Origin of the sequence: Microbacterium sp. NPDC089321 (assembly GCF_040684935.1) — a bacterium.
Classification (GTDB): Bacteria; Actinomycetota; Actinomycetes; order Actinomycetales; family Microbacteriaceae; genus Microbacterium.
In genome coordinates, this window is the sequence record NZ_JBFBGX010000002.1 from 888,262 (window position 1) to 903,972 (window position 15,711).

Below are 15,711 nucleotides of genomic sequence, written 5' to 3' on the forward strand. Positions count from 1 at the left end.
TGCTCCGGGCTCCGCCTCCGCCCTCCTGCGCTCACGCGAACGACATCGCGCGCCCCTGAGCCTCTTCCGAGTCGGCGGCCAGATCGGTGTCCCCCGTCGGGACGAGGCCGGCGTCGCCCCACGCGGCATGCTCGGCCGCCGTCGGCTCGTCGTCCAGCGGCGCCTCTTCGGAGGGAGCCGGAGCCGAACCCTGTCCGCTGCGCGGCCGGCGGACGAATGCGCTCGTACCGCGCCGGAGGTCGTGCCCGATCGCATCGGCGGTGAGCTCGATGTCGATCCCCTTCTTGCCGTTCGCCTCCCACTCCCTCTGGCGCAGGCGCCCGACCACGATCACCGGGTGACCGCGGTGCAGCGATCCCTTGGCGTGCTCGGCGAGGTTGCCGAACGCCGACACCGCATACCAGTTGGTGCCGTTCTCGACCCACGCACCGGTGCGCTGATCGAAGTAGCCCGAGGTGGTCGCGACGCGGAAGTTGATCACCGCCTTTCCGGCGCGGGTCTCGTTGCTGATGGGGTCGTTGCCGATGTTCCCGGCGATCGTGATGACGTCGTTGCTGATGCTCATGCGGTTCTCCTTCGTTGCCGGGACCAGCCCGGGTCAGAACAGAGTGCACCTCACCAGGGGACGCTCGCGGCCGGATTCCCGGTGACGGTGGACAACCCGTCGGCGAGCAGCTCGGTGCAGGAGGACCGCAGCGGCGCACCCCGCCGTCAGTGCACGAACAGCAGCAGCCCCGCGACCATGATGAACAGCGCGCCGAAGACCGAGTTCAGGATCCGCTGTCCCCTGACATCACGACTGAAGCGCCGGAACGGCTTCGCCGCTGCGGCGAAGAAGAACCACATCACGAGGATGTCGACCACGACCACCGTGCCGATGAGCACGAGGTACTGCGGCAGCGGATCACGGTCGAGACGGACGAACTGGGGCACGAAGGCGAGGAAGAAGACGATCGCCTTGGGGTTGAGCAGGTTGACCCAGAAGCCGCGCCGGAAGATCGACCAGGCTCCCTCCCGGACGACGCTCACGCGCTCGATCGTCTGAGGATCTGGCCTGGCCATGATCAGTCGGATGCCGAGGTACACCAGGTACGCCGCTCCCGCGTACCTGATGATCTCGAACAGCAACGGCGACCGCGAGACGAGCAGTCCGACGCCTGCAGCCACGATCACCACGTGCACGATGAGAGCGGCCTGCTGACCGAGCACTCCGCAGAGCGAGCGACGCCACCCCTGCGCGAGGGCGTTGCTCATCGTGTTGATGGCGCCGGCACCGGGTGTGAAGCTGATCACCACGCACGCCGCGAGCAGCGAGAGCCATACCGTCCAGGTCACCAGCACAGCGTAGTGACACAGCGCCCCCGGCGCGGAATCGGCGATGTCGGGGCACGCTCCTATGGTGAGGCCATGGCCGTCCCGATCCACGCTGCTCCCTGGCTCACCCGTGTGGGCGTCTTCGACCTCGAGACCACCGGCATCGACGTCACGGACGACCGCATCGTCACCGCACATGTCGGGGTTCTCGATGGACACGGCAGAGAGCTCGCCGCACGGGACTGGCTCGCCGATCCGGGCATCCCGATACCCGAGGGCGCGACGGCCGTGCACGGCATCAGCACCGAGCATGCGCGCCGGCACGGTCGGCCGGCGCAGGAAGTGGTGGCGCAGGTGATCCACGCTTTGCGCGTGCTCTTCGGGCAGGGTCTGCCGATCGTCGCGTACAACGCCTCCTACGATTTCTCGCTGCTCGCTCACGAAGCGAGACGCCACGGCATCGACGCGCTCATCATGCCCTCACCGGTGATCGACCCGCTGGTGATCGACAGGGCGTACGACCGCTACCGACCGGGCAAGCGCACGCTCACCGTCGTCGCCGATCATTACTCGGTGACCCTGGACGGCGCGCACGAGGCGTCGGCGGACGCGGTGGCGGCCGGACGCGTGGCCCTCGCTCTGGCGAAGGAGTTCCCGCTGCCCCAGTCGGCCGCTGAGCTCCACACACGTCAGATCGGCTGGGCGCGCGATCAGGCCGCCAGCCTCACCGAGTACTTCGTCCGCACCGGTCGGTTCGAACCAGAGCAGACGGTCGACGGCACGTGGCCCGTCCGCGGATGACGCCGGCACGCCCGGGGACGAGCCCCGGGTACGACGAAGGCCCCGCCGGAGCGGGGCCTTCGCGGTGGCAGCTTACTTGGAGGAGCCGCCGAAGCCCTTGAAGCGCTGGTTGAACTTCTCGACGCGACCGGCCGAGTCCATGATGCGCTGCTTGCCCGTGTAGAACGGGTGCGAAGCCGACGAGATCTCGACGTCGATGACGGGGTACTCCACACCGTCCAGCTCGATCGTCTTGTCGCTCGTGACGGTGGAGCGGGTGAGGAAGGTCTCGCCCGAGCCGAGGTCGCGGAACACGACGGCCTGGTACTCGGGGTGGATGTCAGTCTTCATGGGATTCCTTACGTGGTGCCCTGGATTCTGCCAGGGACGAGGGAAGTCTGCGGTGCGATCGCACCAAGGATCTACTTTAGCACCTCTCAGGCAGCGCGCGCGGCGTAGCGGCCGCCTTCGTGCGTGAGCACGATCGGCATGCCGAACGCCTCAGTGAGCGCCTCGGCCGTGAGGGTCTCGGCGATGGGGCCCGATGCCACGACTCCGCCGTCGCGAAGCAGCAGCACATGCGTGAACCCGACCGGGATCTCTTCGACGTGATGGGTGACCATGACCATCGCCGGTGTGGTCGGCGATGCGGCATAGCCGCTGAGAAGCTGCAGCAGCTCCTCGCGGGCGCCGAGGTCGAGGCTCGCCGTCGGCTCGTCGAGCAGCAGCAGCTCCGGGTCGGTCATGACCGCGCGAGCGATCTGCACCCGCTTCTGCTCACCGTCGCTCAGCGTGCCGAAAAGGCGCTCAGCCAGGTGCTCGAGGTGCCAGTCGGCCAGCACGCGACGCGCCCGGCGCTCGTCGATCGTCTCGTACTCCTCGTTCCAGCGGCCCATCACCGAGAACGCCGCCGTCATGACGGTGTTGAGGACGGTCTCGTCGCGCGGGATGCGGCGGGCCATCGCCGAGGAGGCGAAGCCGATCCGCGGACGCAGCTCGAAGACATCCGTCCGCCCGAGGGTCTCCCCGAGCACCGTGACGGTTCCGGAGGTGGGGTGCATGAGCGTGTCGGCCAGCTGCAGCAGCGTGGTCTTCCCTGCGCCGTTCGGCCCGAGCACCACCCAGCGCTGGTCCTCTGACACCGACCAGGTCACCTGATCGACGATGTTGCGGCCTTCGCGACGCACGACGACATCAGTGAGATCCAGAGCGCTCGACATGACGCCAGCCTATCGGCTCAGGAGGTCAGCTCCTCGTACAGCGCGCGCGTGGTGTCGGCGATCGCTCCCCAGCTGAACTCGCTGCGCGCCCGCTCGCGCCCTGCCTCGCCGTACTGCTTCGCCCGCGCCGGGTCGCCCGTGACCTCGGTGAGCACAGCGGCGAGATCCGACACGTAGTGGTCGGGATCGACAGGGGTACCCGTGCCGTCCTGCAGCTGCTCGATCGGGACGAGCCGACCGGTCACTCCGTCGTCGACCACCTCGGGAATGCCTCCCGTCGCGGTCCCGACGACCGCGGCCCCGCAGGCCATGGCCTCCAGGTTGACGATGCCCAGCGGCTCGTACACCGACGGGCACACGAACGTGGTCGCGGCGGCGAGGATCGCAGAGAGCTCGTCGCGCGGCAGCATCCGCTCGATCCACACGACCCCCTCCCGCGTCTGCTGCAGCAGGCGCACGCCCTCCTGCACCTCGGCCATGATCTCGGGGGTGTCGGGAGCACCCGCGCAGAGCACGAGCTGCACGTCTCTCGGAAGCAGCTGCGCTGCCCGCAGCAGGTACGGGAGGCCCTTCTGCCTGGTGATGCGGCCGACGAACACGACGGACGGACGCGACGGGTCCATCCCGATGCTCTCGAGGAAGGCCGGGTTCTCGACAGGCCGCCAGCGCTCGACGTCGATGCCGTTGTGGATGACACGCACGCGAGCCGGGTCGACCTGCGGGTAGCTGCGCAGGATGTCCTGTCGCATGCCGGCGCTCACGGCGATGATCGCGGCGGCGTTCTCGTATGCGAGACGCTCGATGCCGCTCGACACGGCATATCCGCCGCCGAGCTGCTCGGCCTTCCAGGGCCGCAGCGGCTCGAGGCTGTGGGCGGTGAGGACGTGCGGGATGCCGTGCAGCTGCGAGGCGAGATGGCCCGCGAAGTTCGCGTACCAGGTGTGGCTGTGCACGAGGTCGGCTCCTGCGACGTCACCGACCATGACCAGGTCCGTGCCGAGCGTCTGCAGCGCGGGGTTGGCGCCGGCGAGCTCGGCGGGCACGCGGTACGCCACGGTTCCGGGCTCCGCACGCTCAGCGCCGAAGGCCCTCACCTGCACGTCGATGCTGCTTCGGAGTGCGGCGACCAGCTCCGCGACATGCACCCCGGCGCCGCCGTATATCTCGGGCGGATATTCCTTGGTGATGATGTCGACTCGCATGTCTGCACGGTAGTACATCGACCGCCGAGCGCTCTATGGTGGACGCATGTCGGCTCCAAAGAAGGTTTTCGGGATCATCCTCGCCGGCGGCGAGGGCAAGCGACTCATGCCCCTCACCGCAGACAGAGCCAAACCGGCGGTGCCTTTCGGCGGCCAGTACCGGCTGATCGACTTCGCGATCTCGAACCTCATAAACTCCGGCCTCAGACAGGTCGTCGTGCTGACGCAGTACAAGTCGCACAGCCTCGACCGTCACGTGTCCCAGAACTGGCGCATGTCGGCGCTCCTCGACTCGTACGTCACCTCGGTGCCGGCGCAGCAGCGTCTCGGCAAGCGCTGGTTCTCGGGGTCGGCCGATGCGATCCTGCAGAGCCTCAACCTGATCAACGATGAGAAGCCCGACATCGTGGTCGTCATCGGCGCCGACCACGTCTACCGCATGGACTTCCAGCAGATGATCGACGCGCACATCGCCTCTGGTGCGCCGGCGACCGTGGCGGGCATCCGCCAGCCGATCGCGCTGGCGTCCCAGTTCGGCGTGATCGACGCCGACCCCGAAACGGGGCGGATCCGGGACTTCCTCGAGAAGCCCGCTGACCCGGTCGGCCTGGCCGACTCCCCCGACGAGGTGCTGGTCTCGATGGGCAACTACGTCTTCGACGCCGATGCCCTCGTCGCGGCGGTCGAGGCCGACGGCGAATCCGCCTCGTCCGGTCATGACATGGGCGGCGACATCATCCCCTATTTCGTCGAGCGCGGCGAAGCGGGCTACTACGACATGAAGCAGAACGACGTGCCTGGCTCATCGCCACGCGATCGGTCGTACTGGCGCGACGTGGGAACCATCGACTCGTACTTCGACGCCCACATGGATCTGATCTCGACGCTGCCGATCTTCAACCTGTACAACACCGATTGGCCCATCCGCACGCAGAATGTGAACATGCCCCCGGCGAAGTTCGTCCGCGATGCGGTCGGCCGCATCGGCAACGCGATCGACTCCGTCGTCGCGGCAGGCTCGGTGCTCTCCGGCACGCACATCGAGCGCAGCGTGATCGGTCTCGGCGGCGTGGCTCTCGGTGGATCGACGATCACCGACTCCGTGCTGCTCGACCACGTCCATCTCGGTCTCGGGGCACGCGTGCGGCGGGCGGTCCTCGACAAGAACGTCATCCTCGAGGACGGCGCGACCGTCGGCGTCGATCGGCAACGCGATCTGGACCGTGGCTTCACCGTCACCGACTCCGGCATCACGGTCGTCGGCAAGGGCGTGCGCATCACCCGCTGACCGCTACGCTCGACGGGTGACCGCTGCGCGCTTCCTCGTCGTCCTCGATGCCGATTCCACGCTCATCCGCAACGAGGTGATCGAGCTGCTCGCCGACGAGGCCGGCCGCGGCGCCGAGGTGCAGGCGGCGACCGAGGCGGCGATGCGCGGCGAGGTGGACTTCGCCACGAGCCTGCGCTCGCGGGTCGAGGCGCTGCGCGGTGTGCCGACGGCGGCGTTCGAGAGGGTGCTCGCCCGCATCGAGCCGACTCCTGGAGTGCGCGAGCTCACAGAGGCGGTTCACGAGCGAGGCGGGGTCGTGGGCGTCGTCTCGGGCGGGTTCCACGAGATCCTCGATCGCATCGCCCCCGACCTCGGTGTCGACCGCTGGCGCGCGAATCGACTGCTCCTCGACGGCTACGCGCTCGCGGGTTCGGTCGACGGAGAGATCGTGGACGCCGAGGCCAAGGCGGCCTCTCTGCAGGCCTGGGCTGCGGAGCTGGGCGTCGCACCGCACGCGACCATCGCGATAGGCGACGGCGCGAACGATCTCACCATGATGGCCGTGGCGGGTCTCGGCGTCGCGTTCAACGCGAAGCCCGCGGTGCGAGCGGCGGCGTCGCTCGTGATCGGGCCGCAGGATCTGTCCGAGGTCATTCCCCTGCTGCCCTGATGTCGGCGGTGGCGGCTAGCGTCGTCACATGGACATCATCCTCATTCCCGGCCTGTGGCTGGACGCGTCCTCGTGGGACGACGTGACCCCGACTCTGAGCACCGCCGGGCATCGAGTTCATCCGATGACGATGCCCGGATGGGGCGAGGCGGCACCCGAGGTCGGCATCGCCGACTGGGTGGATGCCGTGGTCGCGCTCATCGACGAGCTCGAGGGACCTGTGGTGCTCGTCGGCCACTCCGGCGGCGGCAATGTCGTCTGGGGCGCAGCCGACGCGCGACCCGACCGGGTCGCTCGTGTGATCTTCGTCGACACCGTTCCCCCGGCCCCTGACCGCGGCATCGGCGAGTTCGAGGCCGTCGACGGCGCGGTGCCTTTCCCCGGGTGGGATCATTTCCCCGACGAGGACGTGCATGACCTCGACGATGAGACCAGAACTCGCGCCGCCGCGCAGACGGCGAGCATTCCAGCGCGTGTGCCGTCAGATCCGATCAGCCTCGGCGATGAGCGCCGCTTCGCCGTTCCGGTGACGCTCCTGATGGGCGCGTACGACCGGCAGCAGCTCGAGGCGGAGCTTGCGGACTGGGGCCCGTGGGGCGTGGAGTTCGCGTCGATCGCCGATGCGACCGTCGTCAGGCTCGGCTCGGGGCACTGGCCGCAGTTCTCGATGCCGCAGCGCCTCGCGACGGCGATCCTCGACGCCGTCGGGTCCTGACGACCGTCGCGGCAGTCGGTCAGTGGCCCATACCGAGGCCGCCGTCGACCGGGATCACGGCGCCCGAGATGTAGCCGGCGTCGTCGCCGGCGAGCCATGCCACGGCTCCGGCCACCTCGTCCGGGGTCGCGAAGCGGCCGGCCGGGATGCTGGCCTTGTACTGCTTCTGCGTCTCTTCGGGCAGCTCGGCGGTCATGTCGGTCTCGATGAAGCCCGGCGCGACGACGTTCGCGGTGATCCCGCGGCCGCCGAGCTCCCGGGTGAGCGAGCGAGCGAAGCCGATGAGGGCGCTCTTCGACGCCGAGTAGTTCACCTGTCCGGCCGAGCCGTACAGCCCGACCACGCTCGAGATGAGGATGACGCGGCCGAAGCGGGCGCGCAGCATGCCCTTCGACGCGCGCTTGACGACACGGAACGTGCCGCCCAGGTTGGTCGCGACGACGCTGTCGAAGTCGTCCTCGCTCATGCGCATGAGCAGGGTGTCCTTGGTGATCCCGGCGTTGGCCACGACGATCTCGACCGGCCCGAGCTGCTGCTCGACCTCGGTGAACGCCGCATCGATCGCGGCGGCATCGGTCACATCGGCTCGGACCGTGAGCGTTCCCGCGGGTCCCTCGCCGCTGCGGGCGGTGACCGCGACGCGGTAGCCCTCGCGGACGAAGCGTTCGGCGATCGCGCGGCCGATGCCGCGGTTTCCGCCGGTGACGAGGACGACGCGCTCAGCGCTCATGTGGAACTCCTGACTGGGAACGGATCGCTGGCCATCCTATCGAGCGCCGGACCTCCGAACGGCGACCGGGGTGCCGGGCGCGGCGTAGGCTGGAAGCACCGTGAAAGAGAAGCACCACGCCCCCTCCGTCACCTCCCTGCCGCAGTCGCCGCGGGACGAGGCTGACCACCGCGTGCGCCGTTACGCCCTGACGATGGGCATCCGCACGGTCTGCTTCCTGCTCATGGCGCTCGTGCAGCCCATCGGGTGGTGGACGTGGGCTTTCGCCGCTGCCGCCATCTTCCTCCCGTACATCGCGGTCGTGTACGCCAACGCCGGCAGTGACAGCACCCCGAGCAGCGTGGAATCGCCGGTCGCGCAGCTGGACGCCCCTCCAGCATCCGCTCCCGAGCCCACCTCCAGCCAGCCCGACGTGATCACGATCATCGAGAAACGCGACGACCGCGGAGCAGACGAGCGATGACCGCGGCGCTCGAATGCGCGCGGGCAGAGTGCCGGGAACCCGCGACGCACCACATCGTCTGGCGCAACCCGCGCATCCATGCGCCTGATCGGCGCAAGATCTGGCTCGCCTGCGACGCGCACGTCGGGTTCCTCAGCGACTATCTGCGTGCCAGGGACTTTCCTGTCGAGGTGCACGAGGGGACGCCGGAGTGAGCCGTCTGATGCGCTGGGGCGTCTATCTGCTCGTCGCCGCCGGCTTCGCGATCGCGTGCGCGTTCCTCTCGCAGTGGCAGTTCGATCGCAACGAGTCGCGAGCGGAGCAGATCGCGCTCGTCGAGCGGAACTACGACGCCGACCCCGAGCCGGTGTCCGACCTGCTCGGAACCGCGGGAGTGCTCGAGCCTTCCGATGAATGGCATCCGGTGCTGCTGCGGGGCGAGTATCTCGCCGACGAGCAGCTCCTGGTGCGCAACCGCCCGCACGGCGGCACCAGCGCGTTCGAGGTCCTCGTGCCGTTCCGCGACGAGAGCGGACTCGTGCTGCTCGTCGACCGCGGGTGGATCTCACCCGGCGAAGACGCCGTCCCTAAGTCCGTTCCCGCTCCCCCTCAGGGCGACAGCACGGTGGTCGTGCGGCTGCGCCCCGGCGAGTCGCTTCCTGCGTCCGGACGCAGCGCTCCTGCAGGACAGGTGCCGACCATCCACCTGCCGACGATCGCCGATCGCGTGAACCCGTCCCTCGTCACCAGCGCCTACGGTCAGCTCGTCTCCGAGGATCCGCCTGCGGGTGCAGGACTCGGCGGCTTCGCCTCCCCCACCGATGATCCCGGGCCTCATCTGTCCTACGCGATCCAGTGGATCCTGTTCGCGATCATGGGCTTCGCCTTCATCGCGTACGTGATCCGCATCGAGATCGTGAAGGCGAAGGAGGACGCCGGCGAGCTGCCGAAGCGACAGCCGCGACGACGCGACCGCGACGCCGACGACGAAGACGCGCTGCTCGACGCCGTCCCGCGCTGACGCGTCAGAGCTGGGGCGACGCCGCCGACGGATCGGGCTCAGGCGAGCTCGATGAGATCCTGGTAGTCCTTGCTCCAGATGTCTTCGACGCCGTCAGGCAGGATCAGCACGCGCTCGGGGTTCAGCGACGCGACCGCGCCCGGATCGTGTGAGACCAGCACGACAGCGCCCTCATAGTGGGCCAGGGCGCCGAGGATCTCCTCGCGCGAGGCGGGATCGAGGTTGTTCGTCGGCTCGTCGAGCAGCAGCATGTTCGCCGACGAGACGACGAGCGTCGCCAGGGACAGACGGGTCTTCTCGCCGCCCGAGAGCACGCCTGCCGGCTTGTGCACGTCATCGCCCGTGAAGAGGAACGATCCGAGCACCTTGCGGGCCTCGGTCTCGTTCAGATCCGGCGCTGCCGAGATCATGTTCTCGAGCACCGAGCGCTTCACGTCGAGGTTCTCGTGCTCCTGCGCGTAGTAGCCGATCTTGAGTCCGTGTCCGGGTTCGAGCTGGCCCGTGTCGGGCTCGTCGACGCCTGCCAGCAGTCGGAGCAGCGTCGTCTTGCCGGCGCCGTTGAGTCCGAGCACGACGACCTTCGACCCCCGGTCGATCGCGAGATCGACGTCGGTGAAGATCTCGAGCGAACCGTACGACTTCGACAGTCCTGACGCCATCAGCGGGGTCTTGCCGCACGGAGCGGGCTTCGGGAACCGCAGCTTGGCGACCCTGTCGACCTGACGCACCTCATCGAGGCCGGACAGGAGCTTCTCGGCCCTGGCGACCATCTGATGCGCCGCAGCCGCCTTCGACGCCTTCGCCCCGAAGCGGGCGGCCTGCAGCTGCAGCTGCGTCGCCTTCTTCTCGGCGTTGGCGCGTTCCTTCTTGCGACGCTCCTCATCGGCCACCCGCTGACGCAGGTAGTTCTTCCAGTTCATGTTGTAGATGTCGATGACCTGGCGGTTCGCGTCGAGGTAGAAGACCCGGTTCACCGTCTCGCCGACGAGCTCGACGTCGTGACTGATCACGATGAGTCCGCCCTTGTAGTTCTTCAGGAAGTCGCGAAGCCACACGACACTGTCGGCGTCGAGGTGGTTCGTGGGCTCATCCAGGATCATCGTCTCGGCATCCGAGAACAGGATGCGGGCGAGCTCGATGCGGCGGCGCTGTCCACCCGAGAGGGTGTTCAGCGGCTGGTCGAGGATGCGATCAGGGAGCGAAAGGTTGTGGGCGATGGATGCCGCTTCCGCTTCGGCCGCATAGCCGCCGAGCGCCTCGAAGCGCTCGGTGAGGTTGGCGAACTTGCGCATGGCGCGCTCGGCGATCTTGGGGTCTTCGGATGCCATGTCGTGCGAGGCGTTGCTGATCCCCAGCTGGATCGAACCCAGGCCGCGCGCGTCGAGGATGCGCGTGCGCGCGAGCATCTCGGGGTCGCCCGTGCGCGGGTCCTGCGGCAGGTACCCGATCTCGCCCGACCGGGTGACCTTGCCCTCGGAGGCGAGCACGTCGCCGGCGAGCACCTTGGTGAGGGTGGTCTTGCCGGCGCCGTTGCGGCCGACGAGGCCGATCTTGTCGCCGTCGGCGACTCTGAACGAGACGTCCGACATGAGCACGCGGGCTCCGACGCGGATCTCGAGTTCGTGCACGGCGAGCACAGCGCAGTCCGATCTTCGGGAGGTGAGGATGAGCGACCGAATGGCCAGCCTCCCAGTGTACGCGACTGTCGTGCATCGGTCCGTCGTCCGCACCGCACCGTCGCGGGACCGTGTTCCCGTCAGCGGGCGAGACCGCGAGCGACCAAGGCATCCCCGACGTCGTCGGCATGCCGCATCGCGAGAACCAGCAGCGGAAGCGCGACACGGGGTCCGAGCCGCACACCGCGAGCGTGCTGCGCCTCGCACACCTGGCGCAGGAATCCGGCGAGGACGGGAACCATCGCGATCGTCAGCGAGATGGTCAGCGCGACCGTCTCGGGGTTCACTCCCACTCGTCGGAACGGGCGAAGGCTCCGCTCGATCACGTCGAGCATGTCGCCCGTGCGCGTGGTGCGGGTCAGAGTCCCAGCCAGAAGGATCAGCCCGACCACCCGGGACGTGTTCTGCACCGCGGTGAACGGGTCGACGAACACCCATAGCGCGCCGCCGAGCAGCAGGATCAGCCACCGCAGACTCCACCAGGCGCCTGCCGCTTCCCGCACGCCGAGGCCGGCGATGAACAGCATCGCGGTTGCCACGGCGACGATGCCGACACCCCCGACCACCCCGAGGGGCGCCAGGGAGACCGTCAGAGCGACGACGAGCAGTCCGCTCAGCTTGGCCCCGGCGGGGAGTCTGTGCAGGACGGTGTCCCCCGGCCGGAACAGCGCGATCATCCGACCAGCCTGCGGTATTCGTCGATGATGGCGTCGGGAGCCCCGATACCGCGCACCGTGCCCGCATCGAACAGCACCACCTCGTCGCACGCGGCGGCGAGGTCGAGGTCATGGGTGACGATCACCACCGGCGCATCGAGCGACAGCAGAAAGCGTCCGATCCGCTGGGCGTTACGAAGGTCGAGCAGCGTGGTCGGTTCATCGGCGACCACCAGATCGGGTTCGGTGGCGAGCACCGACGCGATGGCCAGCAGCTGACGCTGACCGCCCGACAGGGAGGACGCAGGCTGGTCTCCTCTGTCGTCGAGACCGAACCGCGACAGCGTCTCATGAACCCGCTCCGCTCGCTGCGTCCTCGGCAGACCGCGCAGTGAGAGCGCGACGTCCTCCGCCGCGGTGGGCATGAGGATCTGCGCATCGGGATTCGTGAAGACGAACCCGACTCGCTCGCGCAGCGCGCGGGCATCCTGGCTGATGTCATACCCGAGCGCACTCGCCCGACCGCTCGTCGGCGGGCGCATCCCGTTCAGCATCCGGGCGAAGGTCGACTTGCCCGATCCGTTCGCCCCGATGACGGCGGTGCGAGCCGCGCTCAGACGCAGATCGAGGTCATGGAGGATGCGCTCCCCGTGCACCGTACACTCGACACCGTCGAACCGGATGCCTGGGTCGATCACGACACGGCGGATGCCGGCGCCGCAGCGCCACGCGCGGGGAACGCCCGCGGGTAGGCCCGACGCAGGGCCAGCACCAGCACCGTGGCGGCTCCGGCCTTGAGGAGGTCTCCGGGCAGGAAGACGAGAGCGGACAGTGCGGTGAGGTCGAGCGGAACCCCCGTGACGGCCGCCTGCACCGGGATGCCGAACAGGTACACCACGGCGATGCCGCCGACTGCCGTCGCGAGGGCGGTGCGCCACCACACGGGGCGTCCCGAATATGCGATCAGGCCGATCACGATCGTGCCGAAGACCCAGCCGAGCATGTAGCCCGCCGTCGGTCCGGCGAAGACCCCGAGGCCGCCGCGCCCGCCTGCCAGCACCGGGAGTCCGATCGCCGCGAGGGCGAGCACGACGAGGATCGCAAGGGGGCCGCGCCGCGCACCCAGCACGAGGCCGGCGAGCATGACCCCGAGCGTCTGGCCGGTGATCGGCACGCCTCCGGGAAGGGGCACGATGACGGTGCCGAGAACGATGATGAGCGCGGCGAAGACGGCGATGCGCGCGATATCGGCGCCGAGCGGGCGTGGTTCGGTCATGAGTCCTCCGTGAGTCGTGGCCTGCGGACGCCGGGGCGTCCTCGGGACACTGTTCACTGTATTGACGTGCATGCAGGCACCAGCACGCGACGGATACAGGGTCGTCGCGAAAACCTTGTCGCCGGGCGACGCGCACTCCCATACGGGTCAGCGCTCTGCGTCGCCCATCCTCAGACCAGGCAGCACCGCCACGACCGTCAGCACGGCGGCGAAGACGTACACGGTCAGGTAGCCGCTGCCGAGCAGCGGGAGGGCGACGAACCCGAGACCGGCGACGGCCACGGCGAGGGCTGAGCCGGTGGCGTCCGAGATCGACAGCGCGGAGGAGTTGAACCCCTCGTCCCTGGTCGTGGAGTACGCCAGGGTGAGCACCGTCAGCCGAGGGTAGAGCAATCCCATCCCGGCGCCGGCGAGGCCCCAGCCGACCACGACGATCCAGGGCAGCGGCCAGACCAGCACCACGGCGATGATGCCGAGCAGGGCGGCGAGGAGCAGCACGAAGGTGATCAGCATGATCCGCCGGCTGCCCAGCCTGTCGCCGTAGCGTCCCTGCACCGCTGATGCGCTCGACCAGCCGAGCGCTGCGAGGGTGAGCGCGAGGCCCGCGATCGAGGGCGAGAAGTCGAAGTCGTCCATCAGCAGCTTGGGGATGTAGGCCTCGGCGGCGAAGAACGCGCCGGCGATGAGGCCGCGGGTGAGGACCACGCTGGGCAGCCCCGGGGCGGCCCTCAGAGTGCGGCGCGGCAGCAGCGGAAGCAGAGCGAACCCGATGATCGCGATCCCGATCGCCGCGAGCGGTCCGCCGGCTGCCGGCGGGAGCTCGACGGTGAACCCCACCCCCACGGCGCAGATCGCGACGACGACGGCGAGCAGCATGCGCTTCGCGAACGCCCCCTGCTCAGACGGCTCCGCTGCTTCAGCAGCCGCGGTGGCGGCATCCGGGTTCTCTTCACCTGCATCCGATTCGAGACGAACGCCGCTCAGTCGCTGCACGACGAGCACGAACGCCCCGGCCGTCAGCACTGCCACGCCCAGGAAGGTCCAGCGCCAGTGCAGCAGCTCCGTGACGAGCCCGGCGAGGAACGGCCCGATCATCGAGGGCACCACCCAGGCGGCGGCGTACGCGGCGAAGATTCGCCCATGCAGCTGGGGCGGGTAGACGCGGGCGACGACCACGTACAGCGCGACCGTCTGCCCGCCTGCGCCGAGTCCCTGGATCAGCCGGCCGGCGAGGAAGGTGTACATGTCGAGGGCGAGGCCGGACACGACGAGCCCGACGAGGAACAGCGCGACCGCTGTGTACAGCGGAGCGCGGGGTCCCGAGCGATCGCTCCACGTGCCTGCCGCGACCATGCCGATGACACTCGTCGCGAGCGTGCCCGAGAACGCCACAGCGTACAGCGCCTCGCCTCGCAGATCCGCGCTCACCACCGGCATCACCGTGGTCACCGCGAGAGCCTCGATCGCAGCGAGGAAGATCAGGACGACCGAGCCGATCGTGATGCCGAGACGGGTGCGATCCCAGATCGTCGCGACCGGTGAGGTCGTGGTCACTCCTCTGCCCCGGCGGCGGGAGCCGAGTCGGCGGTGCGCAGCGCGGCGATCCGGGTGATGGCCTCTGTGATGATCTCAGGGCTCGTGCCGAAGTTGAGGCGGACATGTCCCGCGCCCTCGGCGCCGAAGGCCGGCCCGTAGTGCAGCGCGACCTCCGCCTCCCGCAGAATGCGTCTCGCGGGGTTGTCGCCCCAGCCGAGGTCGGTGAGGTCGATCCAGGCGAGGTACCCGGCGTCGGGCATCCGGTAGCGCGCCTCGGGCAGGCGCTCAGCCAGAAGCGTCGCGAGCAGACGGCGATTCTCGTCGAGCGTGCGGAGAAGACCGTCGAGCCAGTCGTCGCTCTCGGGAGCGAACGCGGCCACTGCTGCGAGCAGACCGAACTGGCCCGTGCGCCACTCGACCTCGACGGGCAGGTCGCGCAGGATCCGCTGCGTGTCAGCGCTCGCGGCCACCATCAGGGCGCACTTGAGTCCGGCGAGGTTGAATGCCTTGCTGGCGCTCACGACGGCGTAGCCGATCCGCACGGCGGCGTCGCCGGTCGCGAGGAACGGGGTGAAGCCGGATCCCGGCTGGCTGAGAGGCGCGTGGATCTCGTCCGAGATCACCGCCGCACCGTGGGCGGCGGCGAGCTCTGCCAGAGCACGCAGCGACTCGGCCGAATGCACGGTTCCCGTCGGATTGTGCGGGTTGCAGAGCAGAACGGCACGCGCACCGGATGCCAGAGCCGCGGCGATGCCGTCGAGATCGAGCTCCCATGCATCGCCTGTGTCGCGCAGCGGCACGCGCTCGACCACTCCACCGGCCTCCGCGACCAGGTCGAAGAACGGCGGATAGACGGGCGGATTGACGACGACCCGTTCCCCCGGTGCGATGACCCGGCGGAGGATCTCGACGATGCCCATGCTCACATCGGCTGTGCTGCGCATACCGGCGGCGTCCGGCGACCAGCCGAACCGACGCTCCGCGAACGCCGCGTAGGCGCCGGCGAGCGGGGTGCGGGAGGCGACATATCCCGTGTCGCCCGTGCGCACGGCACGCTCGAGCGCGTCGCTGACGGCCGGCGCGAGCGGGAAGTCCGTCTCGGCGACGAAGAGCGGGAGCACCCCTTCCGGGTACTCCCGCCACTTCTCACTCGTGCGCTGCCGCAGTTCCGCCAGGGGAAGAGCCACGACGTGGGCCGTCATG

The 15,711-nt window shown here is 69.1% G+C and carries 19 protein-coding genes; 7 read left to right on the forward strand and 12 right to left on the reverse strand.

The window, feature by feature from the left end; all coding sequences use genetic code 11:
- Nucleotides 1-31: 31 nt before the first annotated feature.
- Together AB0N59_RS12290 and AB0N59_RS12295 are read right to left on the reverse strand one after the other, a co-directional pair.
- Nucleotides 32-565 carry a single-stranded DNA-binding protein gene (locus AB0N59_RS12290; RefSeq protein ID WP_363483489.1) on the reverse strand — a complete coding sequence of 178 codons (534 nt, stop codon included), beginning with the start codon at nucleotides 563-565 and terminating at the stop codon, nucleotides 32-34.
- Nucleotides 566-711: 146 nt separating this feature from the next.
- Nucleotides 712-1,335 (reverse strand): LysE family transporter, encoded by a 624-nt coding sequence (locus tag AB0N59_RS12295; RefSeq protein ID WP_363483492.1) that lies wholly within the window; start codon nucleotides 1,333-1,335, stop codon nucleotides 712-714.
- A gap of 72 nt (nucleotides 1,336-1,407) precedes the next feature.
- Between AB0N59_RS12295 and AB0N59_RS12300 the strand changes: the two genes are divergently transcribed.
- On the forward strand, nucleotides 1,408-2,115 hold the full coding sequence (locus AB0N59_RS12300; protein ID WP_363483495.1) for a 3'-5' exonuclease: 708 nt from the start codon (nucleotides 1,408-1,410) through the stop codon (nucleotides 2,113-2,115).
- Between the two features lie 72 nt (nucleotides 2,116-2,187).
- Here the strand turns inward: AB0N59_RS12300 and AB0N59_RS12305 are convergent, their stop codons facing one another.
- The 3 genes from AB0N59_RS12305 to glgA all read right to left on the reverse strand — a co-directional run bounded on the left by AB0N59_RS12305 (nucleotide 2,188) and on the right by glgA (nucleotide 4,516).
- Nucleotides 2,188-2,445, reverse strand: a complete 258-nt coding sequence (locus AB0N59_RS12305) for a type B 50S ribosomal protein L31 (RefSeq protein ID WP_363483498.1) — start codon at nucleotides 2,443-2,445, stop codon at nucleotides 2,188-2,190.
- 86 nt (nucleotides 2,446-2,531) lie between these two features.
- Entirely contained in the window at nucleotides 2,532-3,314 is a 783-nt protein-coding gene (locus tag AB0N59_RS12310) for an ABC transporter ATP-binding protein (protein WP_363483501.1), read from the reverse strand.
- Between the two features lie 17 nt (nucleotides 3,315-3,331).
- Nucleotides 3,332-4,516 (reverse strand): glycogen synthase, encoded by a 1,185-nt coding sequence (gene glgA, locus AB0N59_RS12315; RefSeq protein WP_363483504.1) that lies wholly within the window; start codon nucleotides 4,514-4,516, stop codon nucleotides 3,332-3,334.
- A gap of 46 nt (nucleotides 4,517-4,562) precedes the next feature.
- Between glgA and AB0N59_RS12320 the strand changes: the two genes are divergently transcribed.
- The 3 genes from AB0N59_RS12320 to AB0N59_RS12330 are packed head-to-tail and all read left to right on the forward strand — an operon-like array spanning nucleotide 4,563 to nucleotide 7,171.
- Nucleotides 4,563-5,804: a glucose-1-phosphate adenylyltransferase gene (locus tag AB0N59_RS12320; protein ID WP_363483507.1), complete on the forward strand. Its 1,242-nt coding sequence runs from the start codon at nucleotides 4,563-4,565 to the stop codon at nucleotides 5,802-5,804.
- Between the two features lie 16 nt (nucleotides 5,805-5,820).
- Nucleotides 5,821-6,456 carry a phosphoserine phosphatase SerB gene (gene serB / locus AB0N59_RS12325; RefSeq protein ID WP_363483510.1) on the forward strand — a complete coding sequence of 212 codons (636 nt, stop codon included), beginning with the start codon at nucleotides 5,821-5,823 and terminating at the stop codon, nucleotides 6,454-6,456.
- Nucleotides 6,457-6,484: 28 nt separating this feature from the next.
- The gene (locus AB0N59_RS12330) at nucleotides 6,485-7,171 is read left to right on the forward strand and encodes an alpha/beta hydrolase (protein ID WP_363483513.1); all 687 of its coding nucleotides are present in this window, start codon (nucleotides 6,485-6,487) and stop codon (nucleotides 7,169-7,171) included.
- 19 nt (nucleotides 7,172-7,190) lie between these two features.
- On the opposite strand, the gene AB0N59_RS12335 is transcribed toward AB0N59_RS12330, so the two are convergent.
- Nucleotides 7,191-7,901 (reverse strand): beta-ketoacyl-ACP reductase, encoded by a 711-nt coding sequence (locus AB0N59_RS12335; protein ID WP_363483516.1) that lies wholly within the window; start codon nucleotides 7,899-7,901, stop codon nucleotides 7,191-7,193.
- 100 nt (nucleotides 7,902-8,001) lie between these two features.
- Here AB0N59_RS12335 and AB0N59_RS12340 point away from each other — a divergent pair, with 100 nt between their 5' ends.
- From AB0N59_RS12340 to AB0N59_RS12350, 3 genes are read left to right on the forward strand one after another with little or no spacing between them, the layout of a single operon-like run.
- Entirely contained in the window at nucleotides 8,002-8,364 is a 363-nt protein-coding gene (locus tag AB0N59_RS12340; RefSeq protein ID WP_363483519.1) for a DUF3099 domain-containing protein, read from the forward strand.
- Nucleotides 8,361-8,558, forward strand: coding sequence for a hypothetical protein (locus AB0N59_RS12345; RefSeq protein WP_363483522.1), 198 nt, complete (start codon nucleotides 8,361-8,363; stop codon nucleotides 8,556-8,558). Before AB0N59_RS12340 ends, AB0N59_RS12345 begins: the two co-directional genes overlap by 4 nt.
- Complete coding sequence (locus AB0N59_RS12350) at nucleotides 8,555-9,364, forward strand: SURF1 family protein (protein WP_363483525.1); 810 nt, start codon at nucleotides 8,555-8,557, stop codon at nucleotides 9,362-9,364. The genes AB0N59_RS12345 and AB0N59_RS12350 overlap by 4 nt, the downstream gene beginning before the upstream one ends.
- Nucleotides 9,365-9,402: 38 nt before the next feature.
- Here AB0N59_RS12350 and AB0N59_RS12355 read toward each other — a convergent pair whose 3' ends face one another.
- From AB0N59_RS12355 to AB0N59_RS12380, 6 genes are all read right to left on the reverse strand, one after another.
- The gene (locus AB0N59_RS12355) at nucleotides 9,403-11,001 is read right to left on the reverse strand and encodes an ABC-F family ATP-binding cassette domain-containing protein (RefSeq protein ID WP_363483528.1); all 1,599 of its coding nucleotides are present in this window, start codon (nucleotides 10,999-11,001) and stop codon (nucleotides 9,403-9,405) included.
- Nucleotides 11,002-11,120: 119 nt separating this feature from the next.
- Nucleotides 11,121-11,717 carry a CbiQ family ECF transporter T component gene (locus tag AB0N59_RS12360; protein WP_363483530.1) on the reverse strand — a complete coding sequence of 199 codons (597 nt, stop codon included), beginning with the start codon at nucleotides 11,715-11,717 and terminating at the stop codon, nucleotides 11,121-11,123.
- Nucleotides 11,714-12,394, reverse strand: a complete 681-nt coding sequence (locus AB0N59_RS12365; RefSeq protein WP_363483533.1) for an ABC transporter ATP-binding protein — start codon at nucleotides 12,392-12,394, stop codon at nucleotides 11,714-11,716. The genes AB0N59_RS12360 and AB0N59_RS12365 overlap by 4 nt, the downstream gene beginning before the upstream one ends.
- A complete protein-coding gene (locus AB0N59_RS12370) occupies nucleotides 12,391-12,972 on the reverse strand; it encodes a biotin transporter BioY (RefSeq protein WP_363483536.1) in 582 nt (193 codons plus the stop codon). Before AB0N59_RS12370 ends, AB0N59_RS12365 begins: the two co-directional genes overlap by 4 nt.
- Before the next feature lie 147 nt (nucleotides 12,973-13,119).
- Nucleotides 13,120-14,526: an MFS transporter gene (locus AB0N59_RS12375; RefSeq protein WP_363483539.1), complete on the reverse strand. Its 1,407-nt coding sequence runs from the start codon at nucleotides 14,524-14,526 to the stop codon at nucleotides 13,120-13,122.
- Nucleotides 14,523-15,710: an aminotransferase class I/II-fold pyridoxal phosphate-dependent enzyme gene (locus AB0N59_RS12380; RefSeq protein WP_363483542.1), complete on the reverse strand. Its 1,188-nt coding sequence runs from the start codon at nucleotides 15,708-15,710 to the stop codon at nucleotides 14,523-14,525. Before AB0N59_RS12380 ends, AB0N59_RS12375 begins: the two co-directional genes overlap by 4 nt.
- Nucleotide 15,711: the final 1 nt, after the last annotated feature.

What these genes read in the sequence shown, in the direction of transcription:
- AB0N59_RS12380 (WP_363483542.1), bottom strand. Translation starts at nt 15,710, where the DNA reads ATGACGGCCCACGTCGTGGCTCTTCCCCTGGCGGAACTGCGGCAGCGC.
- glgA (WP_363483504.1), bottom strand. Translation starts at nt 4,516, where the DNA reads ATGCGAGTCGACATCATCACCAAGGAATATCCGCCCGAGATATACGGC.
- AB0N59_RS12370 (WP_363483536.1), bottom strand. Translation starts at nt 12,972, where the DNA reads ATGACCGAACCACGCCCGCTCGGCGCCGATATCGCGCGCATCGCCGTC.
- AB0N59_RS12320 (WP_363483507.1), top strand. Translation starts at nt 4,563, where the DNA reads ATGTCGGCTCCAAAGAAGGTTTTCGGGATCATCCTCGCCGGCGGCGAG.
- AB0N59_RS12300 (WP_363483495.1), top strand. Translation starts at nt 1,408, where the DNA reads ATGGCCGTCCCGATCCACGCTGCTCCCTGGCTCACCCGTGTGGGCGTC.
- AB0N59_RS12330 (WP_363483513.1), top strand. Translation starts at nt 6,485, where the DNA reads ATGGACATCATCCTCATTCCCGGCCTGTGGCTGGACGCGTCCTCGTGG.
- AB0N59_RS12360 (WP_363483530.1), bottom strand. Translation starts at nt 11,717, where the DNA reads ATGATCGCGCTGTTCCGGCCGGGGGACACCGTCCTGCACAGACTCCCC.
- AB0N59_RS12290 (WP_363483489.1), bottom strand. Translation starts at nt 565, where the DNA reads ATGAGCATCAGCAACGACGTCATCACGATCGCCGGGAACATCGGCAAC.
- AB0N59_RS12305 (WP_363483498.1), bottom strand. Translation starts at nt 2,445, where the DNA reads ATGAAGACTGACATCCACCCCGAGTACCAGGCCGTCGTGTTCCGCGAC.
- AB0N59_RS12335 (WP_363483516.1), bottom strand. Translation starts at nt 7,901, where the DNA reads ATGAGCGCTGAGCGCGTCGTCCTCGTCACCGGCGGAAACCGCGGCATC.
- AB0N59_RS12310 (WP_363483501.1), bottom strand. Translation starts at nt 3,314, where the DNA reads ATGTCGAGCGCTCTGGATCTCACTGATGTCGTCGTGCGTCGCGAAGGC.
- AB0N59_RS12345 (WP_363483522.1), top strand. Translation starts at nt 8,361, where the DNA reads ATGACCGCGGCGCTCGAATGCGCGCGGGCAGAGTGCCGGGAACCCGCG.